Annotated in this window: 19 protein-coding genes, 1 other RNA gene and 1 riboswitch; of the genes, 11 read left to right on the top strand and 9 right to left on the bottom strand. The window is 67.7% G+C overall.

What is annotated here, in order from left to right; genetic code table 11:
• Nucleotides 1-6 precede the first annotated feature (6 nt).
• Nucleotides 7-1680 carry a dihydroxy-acid dehydratase gene (gene ilvD, locus KB879_RS27140; protein ID WP_013957820.1) on the bottom strand — a complete coding sequence of 558 codons (1674 nt, stop codon included), beginning with the start codon at nucleotides 1678-1680 and terminating at the stop codon, nucleotides 7-9.
• 164 nt (nucleotides 1681-1844) lie between these two features.
• Here ilvD and KB879_RS27135 point away from each other — a divergent pair, with 164 nt between their 5' ends.
• A complete protein-coding gene (locus KB879_RS27135) occupies nucleotides 1845-2789 on the top strand; it encodes a LysR family transcriptional regulator (RefSeq protein WP_211980190.1) in 945 nt (314 codons plus the stop codon).
• Nucleotides 2790-2861: 72 nt separating this feature from the next.
• Complete coding sequence (lgt, locus tag KB879_RS27130; RefSeq protein ID WP_013957819.1) at nucleotides 2862-3680, top strand: prolipoprotein diacylglyceryl transferase; 819 nt, start codon at nucleotides 2862-2864, stop codon at nucleotides 3678-3680.
• Nucleotides 3681-3706: 26 nt separating this feature from the next.
• Here lgt and KB879_RS27125 read toward each other — a convergent pair whose 3' ends face one another.
• Both KB879_RS27125 and KB879_RS27120 read right to left on the bottom strand, forming a co-directional pair.
• Nucleotides 3707-4726: a M48 family metallopeptidase gene (locus KB879_RS27125; protein WP_211980189.1), complete on the bottom strand. Its 1020-nt coding sequence runs from the start codon at nucleotides 4724-4726 to the stop codon at nucleotides 3707-3709.
• 29 nt (nucleotides 4727-4755) lie between these two features.
• Nucleotides 4756-5850, bottom strand: coding sequence for a YjgN family protein (locus KB879_RS27120; RefSeq protein WP_013957817.1), 1095 nt, complete (start codon nucleotides 5848-5850; stop codon nucleotides 4756-4758).
• Nucleotides 5851-6665: 815 nt separating this feature from the next.
• Between KB879_RS27120 and KB879_RS27115 the strand changes: the two genes are divergently transcribed.
• The 5 genes from KB879_RS27115 (at nucleotide 6666) to KB879_RS27095 (ending at nucleotide 12542) form a co-directional block, all read left to right on the top strand.
• Nucleotides 6666-7385 carry a GntR family transcriptional regulator gene (locus KB879_RS27115; RefSeq protein ID WP_211980188.1) on the top strand — a complete coding sequence of 240 codons (720 nt, stop codon included), beginning with the start codon at nucleotides 6666-6668 and terminating at the stop codon, nucleotides 7383-7385.
• 66 nt (nucleotides 7386-7451) lie between these two features.
• The gene (locus KB879_RS27110; RefSeq protein WP_211980187.1) at nucleotides 7452-8927 is read left to right on the top strand and encodes a malonyl-CoA decarboxylase domain-containing protein; all 1476 of its coding nucleotides are present in this window, start codon (nucleotides 7452-7454) and stop codon (nucleotides 8925-8927) included.
• A 147-nt stretch (nucleotides 8928-9074) separates the two neighbouring features.
• Nucleotides 9075-10088 carry a tripartite tricarboxylate transporter substrate binding protein gene (locus KB879_RS27105; RefSeq protein WP_114132880.1) on the top strand — a complete coding sequence of 338 codons (1014 nt, stop codon included), beginning with the start codon at nucleotides 9075-9077 and terminating at the stop codon, nucleotides 10086-10088.
• Between the two features lie 44 nt (nucleotides 10089-10132).
• Nucleotides 10133-10915: an enoyl-CoA hydratase/isomerase family protein gene (locus KB879_RS27100; protein ID WP_211980186.1), complete on the top strand. Its 783-nt coding sequence runs from the start codon at nucleotides 10133-10135 to the stop codon at nucleotides 10913-10915.
• A gap of 73 nt (nucleotides 10916-10988) precedes the next feature.
• Entirely contained in the window at nucleotides 10989-12542 is a 1554-nt protein-coding gene (locus KB879_RS27095; protein ID WP_013957812.1) for a malonyl-CoA synthase, read from the top strand.
• 50 nt (nucleotides 12543-12592) lie between these two features.
• Here KB879_RS27095 and KB879_RS27090 read toward each other — a convergent pair whose 3' ends face one another.
• The 6 genes from KB879_RS27090 to KB879_RS27065 form a co-directional block, all read right to left on the bottom strand.
• Nucleotides 12593-13291 (bottom strand): SIMPL domain-containing protein, encoded by a 699-nt coding sequence (locus KB879_RS27090; RefSeq protein ID WP_013957811.1) that lies wholly within the window; start codon nucleotides 13289-13291, stop codon nucleotides 12593-12595.
• Nucleotides 13292-13405: 114 nt separating this feature from the next.
• A complete protein-coding gene (locus KB879_RS27085) occupies nucleotides 13406-14230 on the bottom strand; it encodes a sulfite exporter TauE/SafE family protein (protein WP_114132884.1) in 825 nt (274 codons plus the stop codon).
• Between the two features lie 52 nt (nucleotides 14231-14282).
• A complete protein-coding gene (locus KB879_RS27080; RefSeq protein ID WP_035823523.1) occupies nucleotides 14283-14765 on the bottom strand; it encodes an EVE domain-containing protein in 483 nt (160 codons plus the stop codon).
• 110 nt (nucleotides 14766-14875) lie between these two features.
• Nucleotides 14876-15093: non-coding RNA, 6S RNA (gene ssrS / locus KB879_RS27075), on the bottom strand.
• 266 nt (nucleotides 15094-15359) lie between these two features.
• The gene (locus tag KB879_RS27070; RefSeq protein WP_010814921.1) at nucleotides 15360-15692 is read right to left on the bottom strand and encodes a cell division protein ZapA; all 333 of its coding nucleotides are present in this window, start codon (nucleotides 15690-15692) and stop codon (nucleotides 15360-15362) included.
• Complete coding sequence (locus KB879_RS27065; RefSeq protein WP_010814920.1) at nucleotides 15689-16009, bottom strand: hypothetical protein; 321 nt, start codon at nucleotides 16007-16009, stop codon at nucleotides 15689-15691. The genes KB879_RS27070 and KB879_RS27065 overlap by 4 nt, the downstream gene beginning before the upstream one ends.
• Nucleotides 16010-16199: 190 nt before the next feature.
• A riboswitch (cobalamin riboswitch) is annotated at nucleotides 16200-16518 on the top strand.
• Between the two features lie 73 nt (nucleotides 16519-16591).
• Here KB879_RS27065 and KB879_RS27060 point away from each other — a divergent pair.
• From KB879_RS27060 to cobO, 4 genes are read left to right on the top strand one after another with little or no spacing between them, the layout of a single operon-like run.
• Nucleotides 16592-18508, top strand: a complete 1917-nt coding sequence (locus tag KB879_RS27060) for a TonB-dependent receptor domain-containing protein (protein ID WP_211980185.1) — start codon at nucleotides 16592-16594, stop codon at nucleotides 18506-18508.
• A gap of 15 nt (nucleotides 18509-18523) precedes the next feature.
• Nucleotides 18524-19531, top strand: a complete 1008-nt coding sequence (locus KB879_RS27055) for an iron ABC transporter permease (RefSeq protein WP_211980184.1) — start codon at nucleotides 18524-18526, stop codon at nucleotides 19529-19531.
• The gene (locus KB879_RS27050; protein WP_211980183.1) at nucleotides 19528-20370 is read left to right on the top strand and encodes an ABC transporter ATP-binding protein; all 843 of its coding nucleotides are present in this window, start codon (nucleotides 19528-19530) and stop codon (nucleotides 20368-20370) included. Before KB879_RS27055 ends, KB879_RS27050 begins: the two co-directional genes overlap by 4 nt.
• Entirely contained in the window at nucleotides 20363-20995 is a 633-nt protein-coding gene (gene cobO / locus KB879_RS27045; RefSeq protein ID WP_035823511.1) for a cob(I)yrinic acid a,c-diamide adenosyltransferase, read from the top strand. Before KB879_RS27050 ends, cobO begins: the two co-directional genes overlap by 8 nt.
• Nucleotides 20996-21012: the final 17 nt, after the last annotated feature.

Here is a 21012-nt window from a genome sequence, read left to right as displayed (position 1 = left end):
TGAAAATCAATCCGTCACTGCACCCTTGCTCGCCGTCGACGCCAGCTTCGAGAACTTCGCCAGCACGCCGCGGGTATAGCGCGGTGCCGGCTGCTTCCAGTTGGCACGGCGCCTGGCCAGTTCTTCGTCCGGCACGTTCAGCTGCAGCAGCAGCTTGTGCGCGTCGATGGTGATCGAGTCGCCTTCCTGCACCAGCGCGATGGTGCCGCCCACATACGCTTCCGGCGCCACGTGGCCAACCACCATGCCCCAGGTACCGCCCGAGAAGCGCCCGTCGGTGATAAAGCCGACCGACTCGCCCAGGCCCTTGCCGATGATGGCCGAGGTCGGGGCCAGCATTTCCGGCATGCCGGGGCCGCCCTTGGGGCCGAGATAGCGCAGCACCAGGATGTCGCCGGCGTTGATCTTGTCGGCCAGGATGGCTTCCATCGCGCTTTGCTCGTCCTCGAACACGCGCGCCGGGCCGGTGATGACCGGGTTCTTCAGGCCGGTGATCTTGGCGACCGCGCCTTCTTCGGCCAGGTTGCCCTTCAGGATGGCCAGGTGGCCCTCCTTGTACAGCGCCTTCTCGATCGGCAGGATCACGTCCTGGTCGGCGCGCGGGGTGTCGGGCACGTTTTCCAGCTCCTCAGCCAGCGTGCGGCCGGTGATGGTCAGGCAGTCGCCATGCAGCATGCCGGCCTTGAGCAGGATCTTCATGACCTGCGGAATGCCGCCTGCCTTGTGCAGGTCGGTCGCCACGTACTGGCCGGACGGCTTCAGGTTGCAGATCACCGGCACCTTGCGGCGGATGCGCTCGAAGTCGTCGATGGTCCATTCCACTTCGGCGGCGTGGGCGATGGCCAGGTAGTGCAGCACGGCGTTGGTCGAGCCGCCGGTGGCCATGATCAGCGCCACGGCGTTCTCGATCGACTTGCGCGTGATGATGTCGCGCGGCTTGATGTCCTGCTTGACGGCTTCCACCAGCACGCGGGCCGACTCGGCGGCGCTGTCGACCTTTTCCTGGTCCGGGTTGGCCATGGTCGACGAATACAAGAGCGACATGCCCAGCGCTTCGAACGACGAGCTCATGGTGTTGGCGGTGTACATGCCGCCGCACGACCCGGTCGACGGGCAGGCGTTCTTCTCCACGCCTTCGAAGTCTTCCTGGCTCATGCGCCCGGCGGTGAATTCGCCCACGGCCTCGAACGACGACACGATGGTCAGGTCCTTGCCTTTCCAGTTGCCCGGCTTGATGGTGCCGCCGTAGACGTAGATGCCCGGCACGTTGGTGCGCGCCAGCGCGATCATCCCGCCCGGCATGTTCTTGTCGCAGCCGCCGATCACGACCACGCCGTCCATCCACTGGCCCTGCGCGGCGGTCTCGATGCAGTCGGCGATGACTTCGCGCGAGATCAGCGAGTACTTCATGCCCTCGGTGCCCATCGACATGCCGTCCGAGATGGTCGGGGTGCCGAACACCTGCGGGTTGGCGCCGGACGCCTTGATGGCGTCGATGGCGGCATCGGCCAGGCGCTGCAGGCCGGCGTTGCAGGGGGTGATGGTCGAGTGGCCGTTGGCGATGCCCACCATCGGCTTGTCGAAGTCTTCCTTCTGGTAGCCGAGTGCGTAGTACATCGAACGGTTGGGCGAACGCGCCACGCCTTGCGTGATGTTCTGCGAGCGTTTGTTGAATGCCATGGTGGGGAATCTCCGGGGGGTCTTCAGTGCCGCTCCGCACCGCGCCCGAAGGCTGCACGAACGCATGGCGGCGATGTTGTGGGCCAAAGAATGACGCTTGCGTTTTGGAGTGTCAAATATATTATTTGACCTTTATTGAGTCGAAAAACATATCAGGAGGGCGTTTGGACCTGCGTCAGCTGCGTTACTTCGTCACAGTGGCGGAAGAGTTGCATTTCGGCCGCGCGGCAGGACGCCTGTCGATGACGCAGCCGCCCTTGTCGCAGCAGATCCAGGCGCTGGAAGAGGAAATCGGCGTGCAGCTGTTCGTGCGCACGCGGCGCTCGGTGGCGCTGACGCCGGCCGGCCAGCAGTGGCTGCCCGAGGTGCGGCGCGTGTTGGGCGACGCTGCGGCGCTGCCCGGGCTGGCGCAGCGGCTGGCGCGCGGCGAGGTGGGGTCGCTGTCGCTGGCCTTTGTCAGCACCGCCGACTACGGCATCCTGCCCGACCTGTTGCGGCGCTTTCGCGCCCGCCACCCGGAGGTGCAGCTGCAGCTGCGCGAGGCCACCAGCGACGTGCAGCTCGAAGCGTTGATGGAGGGCGCGATCGATGCCGGCCTGGTGATCCGCCCCCAGCTGCCGGCCATGCCGCACGGGCTGGCCTACCTGCCGCTGGTGAGCGAGCCGCTGGTGCTGGCCGTGCCCGACGGCTGGCGGCCGGCGGGCGGGATGCTGGCGGGCGACGGCACGGTCTCGCTGCGCGAGGCCGCCCATGAGCCGCTGATCATCTTCCCGCGCCGAAGCGCGCCGGCGTTTTATGACATCATTACGGGCTACTATGCGCGCGAGGGCCTGGTGCCCGTGATCGCGCAGGAAGCCATCCAGATGCAGACCATCGTCAGCCTGGTGTCGGCGGGCATGGGCGTGGCGCTGGTGCCGGCGTCGCTGTGCAACCTTCGCCGCACCGGGGTGTCGTACCTGGCGCTGCGCGAGACCGGCCCGCAGATCGAGACCGGGCTGGTCTGGCGCGACGGCGCGTCCGCCGGCGTGGCGCCGGTGCTGCGCTCGTTCATCGATATTGCGACCGCGCTCGCGCAAGAAGCGGGCGCAGCCGGGCCCGCCCCTCGCTGACACGTCACCAATGTCACCGAGGCCACTGACAATACGCAGGCCGCGGCCTATACAACCTCCATTCACGCCAACATGCTGATTCATCCCCAGTTTGACCCGGTTGCCATCCACCTTGGCCCGCTTGCCATCCGCTGGTACGGGCTGATGTACCTGGCCGGGTTCATCATGTTCCTGGGCTTCGGGCGCCTGCGCATCCGCCAGCCGCATATCGCGGCCAAGGGCTGGACCACGCGCGACCTGGACGACATGCTGTTCTTCGGCGTGCTGGGCGTGATCCTGGGCGGGAGGCTGGGCTATGTGCTGTTCTACAAGCCGTCGTACTACCTGGCCCATCCGCTCGAGATCCTCAAGGTGTGGGAAGGCGGCATGGCCTTCCATGGTGGCTTCCTTGGCGTGATCGTGGCGATGTGGCTGTTCGGCAAGCTGCGCCGGCGCCACTGGATGGAGGTGACCGACTTCATCGCGCCGATGATCCCCTGCGGGCTGGCCGCCGGGCGCATCGGCAACTTCATCAACGGCGAGCTGTGGGGCCGCGCCACCGACCTGCCGTGGGGCATGATCTTCCCGCAGGCGGGCGACAACATCCCGCGCCATCCGTCGCAGCTGTACCAGTTTGCCGGCGAGGGCGTGGCGCTGTTCATCATCCTGTGGCTGTTCGCGCGCAAGCCGCGGCCGATGGGCGCGGTGTCGGGGGTATTCCTGATCGGCTATGGTGCCTTCCGCTTTGCCGCGGAATTCGCGCGCGAGCCCGACAACTTCCTGGGCCTGCTGGCGCTGAAGCTGTCGATGGGCCAGTGGCTGAGCCTGCCGATGATCCTGGCCGGCATCGCCATGGTGGTCTGGGCCTACCGGCGCCAGCCCGGCGCCGGCGCATCGCAGCCGGCAGCCTGAGAACGGGTTCTAAGTTCCGGTCCGCGCTATTTGCCGGCGCGGCGCAAGGCGTCGATGCGCGCCTGGGTTTGCGGGTGGGTCGACATGAAGTCCTGGCTGCGTTCCGGCTCGGCGTCCGACGCCGCTCCGCGCCGGTGGTCCAGCCTGACCAGCACATCGGCCAGTGCCGCGGGCGGCAGGCCGTTGCGCTGCATGACCTCGATCGCAAAGGCATCGGCCTCGCGCTCTTGGTCGCGTGAATAGCGCAGCGTCAGGATCGCGGCCGGCACCCCGGCCAGCACCGTCGAGATATCCCCGAACAGGTAGGCCGACAGCGACGCCAGCGCCGACCCCTGTATCACCTGCTGCAAGCCGTGCCGGTTGGCGATATGGCCGGCTTCGTGGGCCAGCACGCCCATCATGCCGGCGCCGGTGCCGGCCAGGCTGACCAGCTCGTCGGTGACCACGATGGTGCCGCCCGGCAGCGCCAGCGCATTGGCGCCGATCTCGCCGCCCTGGCGGAACAGGATCTGGTAATCGTGGCCGGCATCGCGCGGCCGCTTCAGCGCCGCGAAGCCCGAGCGGATGCGTTGCTGCTCCGCGGGCGGCAGCTGCGTCGGCTTGACCATGCCGTTGTCCAGGCTCGCCAGCGTCAGCTTGCCGAGATGGGCCTCCACCTCGGGCGGCACCGCGCGCGCCAGCATGCCGGCGCCCCACGGCAGCAGCACGTAATAGCCCAGCACCAGCACCGCCACCAGTGCCGCCACGGCCAGGCCGGCCAGGCGCCAGCTGTTCTGCGCGCGCGCCACCAGGCTGTCGCGATGGCCGGTCGCGGCCAGCATGTGGTCGAAGGCGGCGTGGTCGGTGATCTCGCAGAAGGCGCCGTCGGCAAAGGTGACCAGCCGCGGCGCGCGGCGCACGCGCTCGGACACGCGCACGTCCGACAGCGGCGCGCGCCGCAGTTCGGCGCCGGAGTCGTCGCGCAGCACGGCCTGCTGCGCCTCAACGGCCAGCGTGGCCGGATGCGCGCGCGACGAGCGGCCGTCGAAGAAGGTGACAGGGATCATGGTGCGGGCCGGGTCAGCGCACGGCGCGCTCAGAGCGCGATGTCGATGTCGTACCAGTCTACCGCCGCATCGCCCAGTGCACCCACTTGCTGCGCCTCGCCGGCCACGAAGGTGTCGAGCGGGCCCGCCGCCAGCATGGTTACGCATTCGAGCCGGTAGCGCGCCGAACGCACCCGCGCGAACGGCAGGTACAGGCCCAGCGTCAGCGCGATGGCGATCAGGTTGGTGACGAAGATAAAGACCATGCGGCCGGCCCCCACCTCGCTGCGGAACGCATGCGGCGCCAGCGTGGTGTGGCTCCACACGACATTCTGCAAGCGCGCCATCACGTAAGGGCTGACGGCCAGCAGCGCCAGGTAGAAGCCGCCCACGCCGATGCTGAACGACAGCACCACGCCCGCCTTGCCCGATGCGGTCGCGCCCAGCGCGAATCCGGCCAGCGCCGCGGCCGCCACCAGCGCGACCATCATGCCGAAGGCACGCAGGTAAACGCCGTAGAAATCGCCCGCGCCGGCGTGGAAGGCAAACGGTGCGGTGCCGAAGCGGGTGTGGTTGTGCTGGTAGCGCTTGAAGCGCTGGTGCGCCAGCGGCCCCAGCAGGCCCAGCGTGGCCACCGCGGCCAGCGGCCACAGCACGAACACCTTGTAGGCCTCGGCATCGCCGCCGGTGAAGGCGAAGCGCAGGCCGCGGTAGCTGGAATTCGCCATGCGGAAACGCAACGAGCGCACCAGCAACAGGGGGAACACCGCCAGCAGCGCCACCAGCATCGCCAGTGCAAGGAAGGGCGAGACCGTCGAGGCGAGCTGGAAGGCGAACACCAGCGCGAACACGATGGCGCGGCCCTTCAGGATCGCGGACGGCTTGCCGTGGTAGTCAAAACTCGCGCCGTCGAGCCGCGTGTTGCGATAGAAATACTGCAGCGTGCGCACCTTGGCCCAGGCCGAATAGATGCCGAAGGTGACGATGGTCAGCAGCGCATTGACGATCCAGATACGGAAGTATTCCGAACCCGATCCGGTAAAGGACAGGCCCAGCGGGCGCGGCACGGCGTAGCGCGGCTCGGCAGGCACCGGCGCTTCGTTTGCCGGAGTGCCGGCCAGGGTGAAATCGCTGCCAGCTTGCATGGCGGGGCTCCAGTGTGTGTGGAAAGCGACAGTCAGGATTGCGGCCTTGACCGCAGTTTCAGGAATGCAACCACTTTAGATCGGGCATTTGCGGCGATGCGCTCACATTCTCGCACTGATAAATAGCGACCACGGCACAATCTGCATATGCCATTGCCGCCAGGCGGGCAGGCGTAAAAAAAAATGTGGGAAAACCCTCGTAACACTCTAGAAACATTCTGTTACACTAGACGTATTCTGTAACAACTTCCGAATGCGTGTTGCCAATGAAATCAGGGACTTAGTCCTGCTGGCACGTAAATCGCTATCTTGATTGTTACAAAGATGAGCGGCACGCCACAGCCGCCAACGGAAGTGCCAGGGAGGGAGTGACGGCTGACAGGCCGCACTTGCCGGCACTTCACGTACAGCCAGGGCGACGGGAAAATCCGCGCGTCAAGCGCGTTTCAAAAGGGGGGCGCAGGGCCAGCGCCGGCAATCCATGGACCCACGCGGTGGATACTTTTGAAAGTACCCGCCGACGATGAAAAGCAGTGCTGCAGTATTTTCAGGCGCGGGCGTTTCCTTGCAGGGAGGCATGGAAACGCCCGCCGCACCTCATACCGTACCCACGCCGCACCTCACAGACCGCACCTCGCCGGTCAACATCAGACACCAATCGCTCCGGCTTGTTTGCAGCGCAGCATCGAAATCCCTTGTATCGTTCGCGTCCTAATCCATAATTATGAATTATGGCTAACGGGGCGCATCTACCCTGACCGATGCCAGATCGTGGCCGGGACGCATCGGTCACGCCATCCGACCCTGGGGGAAGCATGCGCATCGTCCAGCAGGCGTTGTACCTGGAAGTGGCAGACCGGCTGCGCGCCATGATCGACGCGCATACGCTGGTGCCCGGCGCATGGATCGACGAGAGCGCGATGGCCGAAACGCTGGGCATCTCGCGCACGCCGCTGCGCGAGGCGCTCAAGGTGCTGGCCGCCGAAGGCCTGGTGCGGCTGGAGCCGCGCCGCGGCTGCTTCGTCAATGAACTGTCCGAGCAGGACCTGGACGAGATTTTCCCGCTGATGGCACTGCTGGAAGGGCGCTGCGCCTATGAGGCCGCGCGCAACGCGACCCGCGCCGACCTGGACGCGCTGGACGGCCTGCATGCCGACCTGGCGCGCTACGCGCAGGCGGGCGACATCGATGCCTATTACGAAACCAACTTCCAGATCCACGAATCGATCCAGCGGCTGGCCGGCAACCGCTGGCTGTCGGGCCTGATCAGCGACCTGCGCAAGGTGCTGCGGCTGTCGCGCCACAAAAGCCTGAAGCTGCCGGGCCGGATCCAGGAATCCTGCGCCGAGCACCTGTCCGTGTTCGCCGCGCTCAAGGCCCGCGACCCCGAAGGCGCCGAGGCGATGATGAAGACCCATCTGCTGCGCCAGCGCGCGGCGCTCAAGACGCTGGATGCCGGTGCCACCGCCGGGGCGGCAGAGACCCAGGCCGTGCGCGCGCCGCCGGTGCTGCGCGTGGCCGGCGGCGAAGAGTAGCCGCGGCCGCCACCCCAGTCCGATGTTTTTCCTACGTTCCGATCGATGCATCAAGGCAGGTACCGCATGAATTCCTTCGACACGGGTGACCAGAAGATCAGTGCGCCGCTGGGCGAAAGCGAGCCGGCAGGTTCCAAGTTCCTGTCGCGGCTGGGCCGCTGGTGGGGACGCAAGGGCGAGGGCGACGCCAAGGCCAGCGCCAAGGCCGCCGCCGCCACGCCGGCCGACGGCGAGGCGCCGCTGCCGCCGCGCGCGGTGCGCCGCCAGCGCGAGCAGCTGCGGCTTTGCTTCGACGCGCGCCTGACCGATGGCGCCGCCAATGCCGCCGCGCACGCGTGGCAGGCCGAGTATGAAGCCGCCGGCGAGGCCACCCGGCGCGGCATGCTGGCGGTGCTGGCCGAAGTCGCCAGCAGCAGCGGCGGCAAGGGCAGTGAAGACGCCGGGGCCGACGGCGACAAGGGCGCGCGCGCCGCCCGCGCGCAGGCCGGGCCTTCGGGCCTGGCCCAGGCCCTGTCCAATGCGCGCATCCGTTTCTTCAAGCGGCTGGCCGCGCTGCATGGCCAGCGCGGCAACAGCGCCTGCGGCCTGCACTTCCTGATCCAGCTGCGCGCCGACATGCTGCGCTGGCAGCGCCGCATGCCGGGCCTGCGCCCGCTTGACGAAGACCTCGAGGCGCTGTTCTCCAACTGGTTCGACGTGGGCCTGCTGGAGCTGCAGCCGATCACCTGGGATTCGCCGGCATCGCTGCTGGAGAAGCTGATCCGCTACGAGGCCGTGCATGAGATCGCCTCATGGACCGACCTGCGCAACCGCCTCGATTCCGACCGCCGCTGCTATGCGTTCTTCCACCCGCGCATCCCGCGCGAGCCGCTGATCTTTGTCGAGGTGGCATTCGCGCCGGAGATGGCGGCCAATGTCCATACATTGCTGGATGAGGCCGCGCCGCTGGAAGACCTGCGCCGCGTCAAGTGGGCCATCTTCTATTCGATCAGCAATACGCAGGCGGGCCTGCGCGGCGTGAGCTTCGGCAACTTCCTGCTCAAGCGCGTGATCGAGGAAGTCCAGCGTGAATTTCCAAAAGTGAATCAGTTCGCCACGCTCTCGCCGATCCCCGGGTTTGCCGACTGGCTGCGCAAGCAGGATGGCGATGCCATTGCGCGCGTGCTGGGCGACAAGCGCCTGGCGCGCTGGAGCGAGCGCCACGACAAGGCGCCCGCGGACGGCGCCGGGTGGCTGGAGGCGCTGGTGCCGGACGCCGCCGATACCGTGATCCGCGATACCGCCATGACCCTGGCCGCGCATTTCCTGGTGCGCGAACGCAACCAGTCGATGCCGGCCGACCCGGTGGCGCGCTTCCACCTGGGCAACGGGGCCTGCGTGGAGCGGCTGAACTGGGGCGCCGACCTGTCGCGCAAAGGCCGCAGCCAGAGCTGCGGCATGATGGTCAACTATCTTTACGTGCCCGAGGCGCTGGACGACAATCTGGCACGCCTGGGCGCCGGCAACCCGCGCATCAGCCGTAGCGTCGGGAAGCTGCTGTGACCCTGGTCCGGTCACGGCACAGGCCCTGGTACCCGCGGCGCCCGACGCGCCGCATTTCTTTGTCGGGACCCATGCAGTAACTTCGCGCCGCGGCGGTGTCGCGCGGCCATCAGATTGACTTTCCGCAGAAGAGAGAGGAGACAACCCATGAATCGTCGTCAGTTCAGCCTGGCCGCGTGCGCGCGCGCAACGGGCATGGCCCTGGGCCTGGCCGGCCTCGGCGCCGGCGCAATGCTCGCCGCACCCGCCGCGCATGCCGACACCTGGCCGTCCAAGCCCGTCACCGTGATCGTGCCGTTTCCCGCCGGCGGTGGCACCGACGCCTTTGCACGGCCGCTGACCGCGCAGTTGTCCAAGCAACTCGGCAAGCAGTTCGTGATCGACAACCGCGGCGGCGCCGGCGGCACGGTCGGCGCCAGCATTGCGGCCAAGGCCGCGCCGGACGGCTACACGGTGTTCATCGGCGGCGCGCACCACGCGATTGCGCCGTCGTTCTACAAGAAGCTGGACTACGACATCGAGAAGGACTTCATCCCGGTCACGGTGATCGCGCAGCCGCCGCAAGTGGTGGTGGTCAATCCCAACCGTGTCAAGGCCAACACGCTGCAGGAGCTGATTGCCTACGCCAAGGCCAATCCCGGCAAGCTGAACTACGGTTCGGCCGGCAACGGCTCGTCGCACCACCTGGCGGGCGAGCTGTTCAAGCTCCAGACCAAGACCTTCATCACCCACATCCCCTACAAGGGCGCGGGCCCGGCGCTGTCCGACCTGATCGCGGGCCAGGTCGACCTGATGTTCGACGGCCTGGGCTCGTCGGCGCAGCATATCCGCGCGGGCCGCATCAAGGCGCTGGCGGTGGCTTCGAGCAAGCGCTCGGCGGCGTTCCCCAACGTGCCGACCGCGGCCGAGGCGGGCGTGCCCAACTATGACGTGTCGACCTGGTATGCGTTGTGGGTGCCCAAGGGCACGCCCAAGGAGATCGTCGACCGCCTGTACGCAGAGACCGAGAAGGCGCTGAACACGCCTGAGCTCAAGCAGGTCTGGCTTAACAACGGCTCCGAGACGCCGGCGTTTACGCAGGAGCAGTTCGCGCAGTTCCTGCACGCCGAGATTCGCCGCTGGGCGCAGGTGGTGCAGCAGTCCGGCGCCAAGATCGACTGACGGGGCGCCATGTCAACGCTGATCCGATGCAAGGGGGCGCGGCGATGAGCGGCACCGTATTGTTTGCCACGCAGGGCACCACCGCCACCGTGACGCTGTCGCACGCGGGCAAGCTCAACGCCATTTCCGCGCAGATGTGGCGCGAGCTGGCCGAGGGCTTTGCGCGCCTGTCCGCCGATACTTCACTGCGCTGCGTGGTGGTGCGCGGTGCCGACGGCAACTTTGCCGCCGGCGCCGACATCGCCGAGTTCCCGGCAGAGCGCGCCGACGAGGCCGCGGTGCGCCACTATCACATGGCTACCATCGCGCCGGCACTGGCGGCGGTGGCGCAATGCACGCACCCCACCGTGGCGATGATTGAAGGCGTCTGCGTGGGCGGCGGGCTGGAAATCGCCAGCCACTGCGACCTGCGCATCGCCGCCTCGGACAGCCGCTTCGGCGTGCCGATCAACCGCCTGGGCTTCCCGATGGCGCCCGGCGAACTGCAGGGCCTGCTGGCGCTGGCGGGCCGCGCCGCCGCGCTGGAGATCCTGCTGGAAGGCCGGGTCTTCGACGCCGCCGAGGCGCGCGACAAAGGGCTGCTGACCCGCGTGGTCGAGCCCGGCGCGCTGGCCGCGGAGGTCGATGCCACGGTGCGCCGCATAGCCGCGGGCGCGCCCGTCGCCGCCCGCATCAACAAGGCCACCATCCGCCGGCTGGCGCCGCTGCCGGCACCGCTGTCGCCCGCCGAGCTGGACGCGCATTTTGCCTACGCCGCAGGCGCGGACCACGCGGAAGGGGTGGCCGCCTTCCTCGCGCGCCGGCCACCGCAGTTCCGTGGGGAGTAGGGCACGCCGCCATGACTGCTTCCACGCGCGATTGTTTTCTTCGTTTTCCTTAGCCTTTCGTTCGATCCCCGACATGAACGCCAACCTGTTCGCCCTGTTCGAATCCCGCTTCCCCGCCGACCGCACCGCCTGCTGCATCGAGACGCATGACGGGCTGTACTACAGCTGGGACGACCTTGACCGCGCCACTGCCAAGCTGGCCAGCCTGCTGGCCTCGCTGCAACTGCCCGAAGGCGCTCGCGTTGCCGTGCAGGTGGAGAAGTCCCCCGAAGCGCTGTTCCTGTACCTGGCCACGCTGCGCGCCGGCTACGTCTACCTGCCGCTGAACACCGCCTACCAGGAGGCAGAGATCGACTACTTTGTCGGCAATGCCGAGCCGTCGGTGGTGGTGTGCAGCAGCAAGAATTTCGGCTGGGTGTCCAAGGTGGCGTTCCGCCACGGCGTCAACCACGTCTTCACGCTGGACGACGACCGCAGCGGCTCGCTGCTGTCGCGTGCCGCGGGCAAGTCGGATGCCTTCGAGACGGTCGCACGCCAGGATGACGACCTTGCCGCCATTCTCTACACCTCCGGTACCACCGGCCGCAGCAAGGGCGCGATGCTGACGCACCGCAACCTGGCCTCCAATGCGCAGACGCTGCATGAATTCTGGGGCTGGCGCAGCGACGACGTGCTGCTGCACATGCTGCCGATCTTCCACGTGCACGGCCTGTTCGTGGCCTCGCACGGCGCGCTGCTGGCCGGTGCCAAGATGATCTGGGCACCCAGGCTGGACATGGCGCAGGTGCTGAAATTCCTGCCGCGCTGCACGGTGATGATGGGCGTGCCGACCTACTACGTGCGCATGCTGCAGGAGCCGCGCTTCGACGACGACACCTGCCGCCGCATGCGGCTGTTCGTGTCGGGCTCGGCGCCGCTGCTGCTGGAGACCTTCGATGCCTTCCGCGAGCGCACCGGCCATACCATCCTGGAACGCTACGGCATGAGCGAGACCGTGATGCTGGTGTCCAACCCGTACGATGCCGCGCTGGGCGAGCGCATCGGCGGCACCGTCGGCATGCCGCTGCCGGGCGTGTCGGTGCGCGTGGTCGATGGCGAGGGCCAGCCGTGCGCGCCGGGAGAGATCGGCAATGTCGAGGTTAAGGGCCCGAACGTGTTCAAGGGCTACTGGCGCATGCCGGAGAAGACCAGGGAAGAGTTCACGGAGGACGGCTGGTTCAAGACCGGCGACGTCGGCCGCTTCGGCGGCGCCATTGTCAGCCAGGCCGGCGAGCGCGCGGTGCCCGACAACTACCTGACCATCGTCGGACGCAGCAAGGACCTGATCATCTCGGGCGGCTACAACGTCTACCCGAAGGAAATCGAGAGCTTTATCGACGAGATGCCGGGCGTGGCCGAGAGCGCCGTGATCGGCGTGCCGCACGCGGATTTCGGCGAGGCGGTGGTGGCGGTGGTGGTACGCAAGCCGGGTGCGGAAATCGACGAGGCGGCGCTGATCGGCACGCTCAAGGGCCACATTGCCAACTTCAAGGTGCCCAAGCGCGTGCACGTGGTGGACGAGCTGCCGCGCAATACCATGGGCAAGGTGCAGAAGAACGTGCTGCGCGAGCAGTTCTCGACGCTCTGAGCGCAGTGATGATGGCCGCGCCCTGCGCGATGGCGCAGGGCGCGGCTGTCTTACTTCAGCATCTGCACGGAGCCGTTGACCGACACCGTCACCTGCGTCTTGCCGCCCTCAACCGGCACCGGCACCGCAGCGTCGGCCATCATGGCCTTGGCAGCACCGTACATGCGCGGCATCGGCGGCACCACGCCGGTTTCATTCAGGCTGACTTCGCGGATGGTGTAGCTGTTGTAGCCGAACAGCTTGGTGGTCGACTGCGCCTTGCCGCGGAACGAGGCGATGGCCTGCTCGGCTAGCTTGGCTTCGGCCGCCTCGCGCGCTTCGCGCGACAGCGAGAAGGCTATGTTCTGCACCTGCATCTGGCTGGCCAGCTCGCCGGCGAGCTTGGACACGGCCGAGAAATCGCGCGACTTCAGGATGACTTCGGAACGCCCGCGCCAGGTGCTGATGCGGCCGTTGCGGTCGGTATTCGGGTGAATGGTGAAGCCGCCCGACTCGGCGGTCACACCCTGGACGCGGCGCGCCTGCGTGATGACGGCCTGGGTCCGGGCCGACAGGCCCGAGGAAATCGCGGCCGGTTCAGCGCCTTCCTGCTCCGCGGCAAGCGTCAGGTGCACGATATCGGTCGGCACTTCGGTGACTGCCTGCGCGCTCAGCGACAGTACGCCCGACGGCGTTTCAGTGGGGCCACCGTGCGCCGAGGCGACGATGGCGGTGGTGCCCAGCAGGGTGGCGGCAAGCCATTGTTTCATGTTGTTCTCTTGTTCGAACGTGATGGGTATCAGACGTGCCCGGGTGCCCGATCGTTCCGCGACATTGCAAACGATTGTTGCGAAGCCGGCGCGGGCGCGCCTCCCCCGTCCGGGTCAGAATGCCCGCCAGGCCTTCCACAACATATAGCTTGCCAGGCACAGCAGCAGCACGGCAAAGACCTTGCGCAACTGGCCCACATCCATGCGGTGCGCGGTGCGCGCGCCCAGCGGCGCGGTCATCACGCTGGCCGCGGCGATCACCAGCAGGGCCGGCAGGTAGAGATAGCCGAGCGATCCCGCCGGCAGCCCCGGCATCTGCCAGCCGCTCCAGACATAGCCGGCCACGCTGGCCGCGGCGATCGGGAAGCCGAGCGCGGCCGAGGTGGCCACCGCGTTGTGGATCGGCACGTTGCACCAGGTCATGAACGGCACCGAGACAAAGGCGCCGCCCGCGCCCACCAGGCTGGACAGGAAGCCGATCACGCCGCCCGCGCCTGCCATGCCGGCAAAGCCGGGCAGCTGCCGGCCGGGCTTGGGGCGACGGTTGCGCAGCATCTGCAGCGCGGAAAATCCGACGAAGCCGGCAAAGGCAAGCGACAGCCAGCTGGTCTTGAGCGCCGCGAACACCTTGCCGCCGCCGATCATGCCGCCGAGCACGATGCCCGGCGCCAGCGCCAGCACGATCGGCCAGCGCACCGCGCCGCGCTGGTGGTGGGCGCGCACGGACGACAATGAGGTGAACAGGATGGTGCCCATCGAGGTGGCGATCGCCATATGGACGATGGCCTCGTCGGCAAAGCCCAGGCTGGTGAACAGCAGCGTCAGGAAGGGCACCATCATCATGCCGCCGCCGACGCCGAGCAGCCCGGCGCAGAAGCCGGTGAAAGCGCCCAGGGCAAGCAGGGCAGGAACCAGCACCGGCAGGTTGTCGAACTGCATCGTGTCTTCAGGGTTGTTGTGATCAGCCTTGCCCGGGCCGGCCGGGCAGCGTTCAGCGCATCAGCTTGCCGGTGATGAAGCGCCATTCTGCCGGCGTCACCGGCGTGATCGACAGCCGGTTGCCGCGACGTAGCACCACCATGTCGGCCAGTTCCTCATGCTCGCGCAATGCGGCCAGCGGGATCAGCGCGCTCTTGCGCTCGAAGCGCACGTCGACCAGCAGCCAGCGCGGGGCCTCGGCCTTGGATGCGGCATCGTAGTACGGGCTCTTGCGGTCGAACTGGGTGGGGTCGGGGTAGGGTACTGAGCAGACCTCGGCCAGGCCGGCAATGCCGGGCTCCGGGCACGACGAGTGATAGAACAGCACGCCGTCGCCGATCTGCATGGTGTCGCGCATGAAGTTGCGCGCCTGGTAGTTGCGCACGCCGGTCCAGGGCAGCGTGCCTTCGCGGGCCAGGTCGTCGATGCTGGCTTCATCCGGTTCTGATTTCATCAGCCAGTACTGGCGGGCGCGTTGGTTCTGGTTCGGGCTCACGGCGCAGCTCAGGAATGGAAGGCAGATCAGGGCGCCGCGTGCACAGCGTGTGCACGCGGACGCGCAGGCAAGAAAAAAGGCGATGGTTCAGAAAACCACCGCCTTTTTAAGGGGTCCCCGCCTTGGCCGCTGGGTCGGCATCCTGAACCCAAGTGAGGTTCAGAGTGGCTGCGGAAGTCGCATTTCGGGTACATCATCCACTCAGGGAGTCCAGGCCAGGCCCAGACTATGAATGCGATGACGCGCTCGCCCACGCGACATGATCCCGCACCATGCAATGCATATCGGTTCAAGGAGTTTATGACCCTCACGAACCAGGCAGGGAAACTGTCAAACGTCTGACTTTCCAGGCGCATCATCGTGCCCGGAAAACCGGATCCGCGTGCGGGATGTCAGACGTTTGCCGTTTCTGACTAGGATGGGATAAGAACGGCGGCCGGGCGCGATAACCTGGCCTGTCGCTGCACATCTATGGTGCCTCGTGCAGTCTGGCTACACTATACACCGCGTCGCAGGGCATACCAAGTCCACTCGCGCGTATCGTTACATTTTGCGCGACAGCGCGGCATCCGCAGCACATCCCTGCGTCATCGCTCAGCCGCGCGTACCGGTGCCCACGTGCGCATATTGCCGCAGGGCCTCGTCGGCGCGGTCGTTGAGTTCGCGGATGCGCGCGCGGATGGCATCGACCGGGATCGCGCCCTCGGCCTGCTGCTTGCGCTGCATCGACAGCAGGTCCGAGGCGATGCTGATGGCGGCCATGACTGCCACGCGCTCCACGCCCTTGGCCGCGATGCCGTTGCGCAGCTTGTTCATTTGCGTGTCGACCAGGGCCACGGCTTCGAGCAGCGCGGCCTCGTTCTCGGGCGCGATGGCGAAGCGGTAGGGCTGGCCGGCGATATTGACTTCGACTTGCTTGTTGCTCATGCGTGTTCTCCGGGGGCCTTGTGCGGCTCGGCGTCCTGCGCCGCAGCCTCTTCGCCGAGCAGGTCGAGCTGGCGCGTGTCGCTGGCAGTCGGCAGCTTGTCAAGGATGGACTGGATGCGCAGCTGCGCTTCCTCGATCTTGATATTGAGCAGTTCGCGGTCGGCGGCCATGGCCTCGCGCTCGCCGCGCAACTGCGCGGCTTCGCCCTCCAGCCGGGCGATCTCGTCGCGCAGCCGCTGGTTCTCCGCCGCCAGGGTGTCCGCATGGTGCAGCACGCGCCCGATCTTGGCGGCCAGTTGTTCGAGTTCGGTGAGCATAGGGCCTGTCATGATGGGAGTAGTGTCAGGTATCGCGATTCTAGCCGATGCGCCGGCTTGCACAATGCGGAGGAAAGGGTTTGTGACCGGCGACCCGCGTGGAAGTTGCAGGCTTCTGCACCTAAAACGCCACCAGAGTTGTGACAAAGCACTACTGGCAGCCGCGTTGACGCGGGGGGCGAAACGCCCTAGACTCGCGCACGTTCCAGGTGCTCGCCCTTTTCGTCCCTGGCGAAAGGGCAGTTCAACGGGAAACAGGGAGCCGGGCCGGCTGCGCGCCGGACAGGCCAACCTGTGCTGCCCCCGCAACGGTAAGCGACCGCGGTGTGCATCTGCCAGACTCCGACATCGCCGACAGCCAGCCTGCCGGCAACGCCGCTGGCAAGGCCGGATCCCATTCCCGGCCACATGCACCGCAGGACCGGCCACACGCCACTGAACCGCAGGTTCGGGAAGGCGCCGGTCCAGTGTCGCCAGCCCGGATACCGGCCTGAACGCGGGTTGCCGCCCGTGCGCGGCACGCCTCATCGCCATATGGTCCGCGGGGGAACGGGCCCGGCCGTTCCTATCCAGTCCTGCATCATGCGTTCATCGCTCCACAGGTCGACCCGCCCGGCAACCCCGGCGGTGCGTCCGTCCGTGCCCGCCATCCTGGCGGCCATCGCCTCGTTCACCCTGGTTCCGGCCACTTCGTTCGCGCAAGCGGCCGACAGCGGCACCGGCAGCCGCCCCGACAGCCACACCACGCAGCTCGCGCCGGTGGTGGTCACCTCCACCCGTACCGAGCAAGCCATTACCGAGGCGCTGCCTCACACCACGGTGGTGACGCAGCAGGACATCGTCAACTCGCAGGCGCCCGACCTGCGCACGCTGCTGCGCAACCAGGCCGGCGTGGAGTTCTCGACCAACGGCGGCATGGGCAGCAACACCACCCTGTTCATGCGCGGCGCCAACTCCAACCAGACGCTGATCCTGATCGACGGCGTGCGGGTATCGTCCGTGAGCAGCGGCACCGCGCAGCTGGCCAATATCCTGCCCGACCAGATCGAGCGCATCGAGGTGGTGCGGGGCAATGTGTCGGCGCTGTACGGCTCGGACGCCATCGGCGGCGTGGTGCAGATCTTCACCAAGAGCGGCGCGGGCCAGGCGCCGGCGGCCAATGCGCAGGTGGAGTACGGCAGCAACAACACGCGCCAGGGCACGGTCGGCTATGGCGGCCAGGTCGGCGATACCTCGTTCAACCTGACCGGCTCGGCGTTCAAGACCGACGGCTTCTCGTCGATCAACACGAAGCAGGCGCCGCGCGCCAATCCCAACGACAACCCGTACGAGAACCAGAGCGTGTCGGGCCAGGTCAAGCACCGCTTCGCGCCGGACTGGGACGCGGGCTTCACCGGCTACTACTCGAAGAGCAAGCTGTCGTTCGACAGCGCCTTCGGGCGCCCGACCGACGACAACCGCACCAACAGCGAGCTGTACACGCTGTCGGCCTTCGTCAACGGCAAGGTGGGGGCGGACTGGTCCACCCACTTCAAGCTGTCGCAGAGCGAGGACCGCAGCGACACCTTCCTCAACGGCAGGCCCAACGGCACCTTCAATACCCGCAACCGCCAGTTCAACTGGCAGAACGAGTATGCGCTGGCCGCGAACCACACGCTGCTGTTCGGCACCGACTACCTGCAGCAGGAGCTGGACTCCAGCGCCTACGGCGCGCCCACGCGCAATGTGTTCTCGGTGTTCGGCGGCTATGACGGGCGCATCGGCCAGCACCAGCTGCAGCTCAACGCGCGCAACGACCACTATTCCGACTTCGGCAACCAGGGCAGCTTCCGCGCCGGCTACGGTTACTACGTGACTGATGCGCTCAAGCTGATCGCCAGCGTCAGCAATGCCTTCCGCGCGCCGACCTTCAACGAGCTGTACTACCCCAACTTCGGCCAGCCGAACCTGCAGCCCGAACGTGCCAAGTCGGTCGAGGCCGGCGTGCAGTACGCCACCGCCAGCGCCGGTTTGCTGCGCGTGACCGCCTTCGAGACGCGCTACGACGACCTGATCGTGTCGGCGCAGCAGCCCAGCGGCATGTTCCTGGCGCAGAACGTCAACAAGGCCAAGGTGCAGGGCATCGAGGCATCGTGGCGCGCCAGCGTGTATGGCACCGACCTCGGCGCCAGCGTGACCTTCCAGAACCCGGTCGACGAGCAGACCAACACCCAGCTGCTGCGCCGCGCGCGCCGCCATGCCGCGCTCGATGTTGGCCGTGATTTCGGCAACTGGCGCTTCGGCGGCGAATGGCTGGTGTCGTCGTCGCGCATGGATGCCGGCTCGCGCCGGCTGGGCGGATACGGTATCGTCAACCTGAACGCCCGCTACAACATCGACAAGCAATGGTTCATCGCCGCCCGCGTCGAAAACCTGTTCGACAAGGATTACCAGCTCGCCTACCCCTACAACACCCAGGGGCGCGCGGGCTTCATCACGCTGGGCTGGCGCCAGCGATGAGCGCACGGGCGCGCCATGTCTGAGTTCCGGCGCGCCCTGGCGATCTGGCTGGTGCTGGCGCTCGCGGCGCTGCTGGCGTTCGCGTTGTCGCTGGCGCTGGGCAGCGTGCCGCTCGATGCGCGCGAGCTCTGGCTTGCGTTCAGCGGCACTGACACCGGCACCGCCGCAGCGATCGTGCGCGAACTGCGGCTGCCGCGCGCGGCAGCGGCGTTTGCCTGCGGCGGGCTGCTGGCCCTGTCCGGCGCGCTGATGCAGGTGCTGCTGCGCAACCCGCTGGCCGAGCCCTATGTGCTGGGCGTGTCGGGCGGCGCCTCCACTGCCGCGCTGCTGGCGATGCTGCTGCTGGCGCCGTGGTGGGGCGTGCAGGCCGCCGCCGCCGCCGGTGCACTGGCGGCGATGGTGCTGGTGGCGTCGCTGGCGCGGCGCGACCTGCTGCATCCGCAGGTGCAGGGCGGCCACCGCGAGGCGGGCGCCCGGCTGTTGCTGACCGGCGTGATCCTGGCCGCAGGCTGGGGCGCGGTCATTACCCTGATCCTTTCCATTGCGCCGGAGTCGCGCCTGCGCGGCATGCTGTTCTGGCTGACCGGCGACCTGAGCGGCACCGCCGCCTACGGCGGCGCGCTGGCCATGCTGGTGGTGGCGCTGCTGCTGGCCATGCCGATGGCGCGCGCGCTCAACGTGATGCTGCTGGGCGAGACCGTGGCGCAGTCGCTGGGCGTGCGCGTGGGCCGCGTGCGGCTGGCGACCTTCCTGCTGGCGTCGCTGTGCATCGCCGCGGCCATCACCACGGCCGGCTCGATCGGCTTTGTCGGGCTGGTGGTGCCGCACCTGGTGCGCCTCGCTTGGGGCAACGACCAGCGCCTGCTGCTGCCGGCCGCCACGCTGCTGGGCGGGGCGCTTTTGATGGCCGCCGACCTGATCGCACGCACCGTGATTGCGCCCGCGCAGCTGCCGGTGGGTGTGATCACCGGGCTGCTGGGAGTGCCGACCTTCCTCTACCTGCTGCTGCGGAGGCCGCGATGAGCCAAGGCCCGCACTGGTCCCATCCGCTCACCGCCTGTCCGCAGCTTGCGCTGCGCGATGTGCGGCTGCGCACCGGACAGCGCGTGCTGGTGGATCGCCTGACGATGACCATCGGCGCGGGGCAGCTATGGTGCATTGCAGGGCCCAACGGTGCCGGCAAGTCCACGCTGATGACGGTGCTGGCCGGCCTGCGCCACGCCGATGGCGGCAGCGCAGAGATCGACGGCACCGCGGCGGCGCAGATCGCGCCGGCGGTGCTGGCGCGCCAGCGCGCCTATCTGCCGCAGGCCGTGCATGACACCTTCTCGATGTCGGTGCAGGATGCCGTGCGCGTGGGGCGGCATCCGCACCTGTCCGGCTGGGGCTGGAGCGGGCGCGAGGACGACCGCATCGTGCACGAAGTGATCCGCGCGATGGATATTGAGGCGCTGGCCGCGCGCGATGTGCTGACCCTGTCCGGCGGCGAGCGCCAGCGCGCCTCGCTGGCCGCGGCGCTGGCGCAGCAGGCGCCGCTGCTGCTGCTGGACGAACCGGTCTCGCACCTGGACCTGCGCCACCAGATCCTGGTGCTGGAACAGCTGGCCGCGCTGGCCCGGGCCGGGCGCCATGCCATCGTGGTGATCCTGCACGACCTGACGCTGGCGCTGCGCTACGCCACCCACGCCCTGCTGATGGCAGAAGACGGCACGACGCTGCATGGCACTGCCGCCCAGGTGCTGACCCCTGAACACTGCTCGCGCGCGCTGCGCACCGCCATCGTCAGCGTCACCGACGGCGCGCATACTGCGCTGATTCCCGACGGCGCCGCCCCACCCATACCCGACACACATCATGACTGATACCCAGAACCCGCCTGCAGAAGACCCGGACCGCGATGCCCGCCACAAGGCGCGCATGGAGCGCAAGAAAGAAATCGTCGACGCCAAAATTGCCGCCGCGCAGGACGAGCGCGGCGTGATCGTCATCACCACCGGCAATGGCAAGGGCAAGTCCAGCTCGGGCTTCGGCATGGTGGTGCGCGCGCTAGGCCACGGCATGCGCACCGGCGTGGTCCAGTTCATCAAGGGCGCGCAGCCCACCGGCGAAGAGATGTTCCTGCGCCGCTTCCCGGACGAGTGCGCCTTCCACGTGATGGGTGAGGGCTATACCTGGGAAACGCAGGACCGCGCCCGCGACGTGGCCAAGGCCGAGGCTGCCTGGGAAGTGGCGCGCGGCATGCTGCGCGACCCCGGCATCGGCCTGGTGCTGTTCGACGAACTGAACATCGCGCTCAAGCTGCACTATCTTGATGTGGAGCAGGTCATTGCCGACCTGCGCGCGCGCCCGCCGATGCAGCACGTGGTCATCACCGGCCGCGGCGCGCCGCCGGCGCTGGTGGAGGCGGCCGACACCGTCACCGACATGACGCCGGTCAAGCATGCCTTCCAGCAGGGCATCAAGGCGCAGCGCGGCGTTGAAATGTAGCCGCATCCTTTTGGAAT

The organism is Cupriavidus sp. KK10, from assembly GCF_018223725.1.
GTDB classification, from domain to species: Bacteria; Pseudomonadota; Gammaproteobacteria; order Burkholderiales; family Burkholderiaceae; genus Cupriavidus; species Cupriavidus necator.
The sequence above is the reverse complement of the archived record's forward strand: the minus strand, read 5'-3'. Positions and strand labels throughout refer to the sequence as shown.

Coding starts and splice junctions, on each gene's coding strand:
- ilvD (WP_013957820.1), bottom strand. CDS start 1,680: ATGGCATTCAACAAACGCTCGCAGAACATCACGCAAGGCGTGGCGCGT.
- lgt (WP_013957819.1), top strand. CDS start 2,862: ATGCTGATTCATCCCCAGTTTGACCCGGTTGCCATCCACCTTGGCCCG.
- KB879_RS27125 (WP_211980189.1), bottom strand. CDS start 4,726: ATGATCCCTGTCACCTTCTTCGACGGCCGCTCGTCGCGCGCGCATCCG.
- KB879_RS27120 (WP_013957817.1), bottom strand. CDS start 5,850: ATGCAAGCTGGCAGCGATTTCACCCTGGCCGGCACTCCGGCAAACGAA.
- KB879_RS27115 (WP_211980188.1), top strand. CDS start 6,666: ATGCGCATCGTCCAGCAGGCGTTGTACCTGGAAGTGGCAGACCGGCTG.
- KB879_RS27110 (WP_211980187.1), top strand. CDS start 7,452: ATGAATTCCTTCGACACGGGTGACCAGAAGATCAGTGCGCCGCTGGGC.
- KB879_RS27105 (WP_114132880.1), top strand. CDS start 9,075: ATGAATCGTCGTCAGTTCAGCCTGGCCGCGTGCGCGCGCGCAACGGGC.
- KB879_RS27100 (WP_211980186.1), top strand. CDS start 10,133: ATGAGCGGCACCGTATTGTTTGCCACGCAGGGCACCACCGCCACCGTG.
- KB879_RS27095 (WP_013957812.1), top strand. CDS start 10,989: ATGAACGCCAACCTGTTCGCCCTGTTCGAATCCCGCTTCCCCGCCGAC.
- KB879_RS27090 (WP_013957811.1), bottom strand. CDS start 13,291: ATGAAACAATGGCTTGCCGCCACCCTGCTGGGCACCACCGCCATCGTC.
- KB879_RS27085 (WP_114132884.1), bottom strand. CDS start 14,230: ATGCAGTTCGACAACCTGCCGGTGCTGGTTCCTGCCCTGCTTGCCCTG.
- KB879_RS27070 (WP_010814921.1), bottom strand. CDS start 15,692: ATGAGCAACAAGCAAGTCGAAGTCAATATCGCCGGCCAGCCCTACCGC.
- KB879_RS27065 (WP_010814920.1), bottom strand. CDS start 16,009: ATGCTCACCGAACTCGAACAACTGGCCGCCAAGATCGGGCGCGTGCTG.
- KB879_RS27060 (WP_211980185.1), top strand. CDS start 16,592: ATGCGTTCATCGCTCCACAGGTCGACCCGCCCGGCAACCCCGGCGGTG.
- KB879_RS27055 (WP_211980184.1), top strand. CDS start 18,524: ATGTCTGAGTTCCGGCGCGCCCTGGCGATCTGGCTGGTGCTGGCGCTC.
- KB879_RS27050 (WP_211980183.1), top strand. CDS start 19,528: ATGAGCCAAGGCCCGCACTGGTCCCATCCGCTCACCGCCTGTCCGCAG.
- cobO (WP_035823511.1), top strand. CDS start 20,363: ATGACTGATACCCAGAACCCGCCTGCAGAAGACCCGGACCGCGATGCC.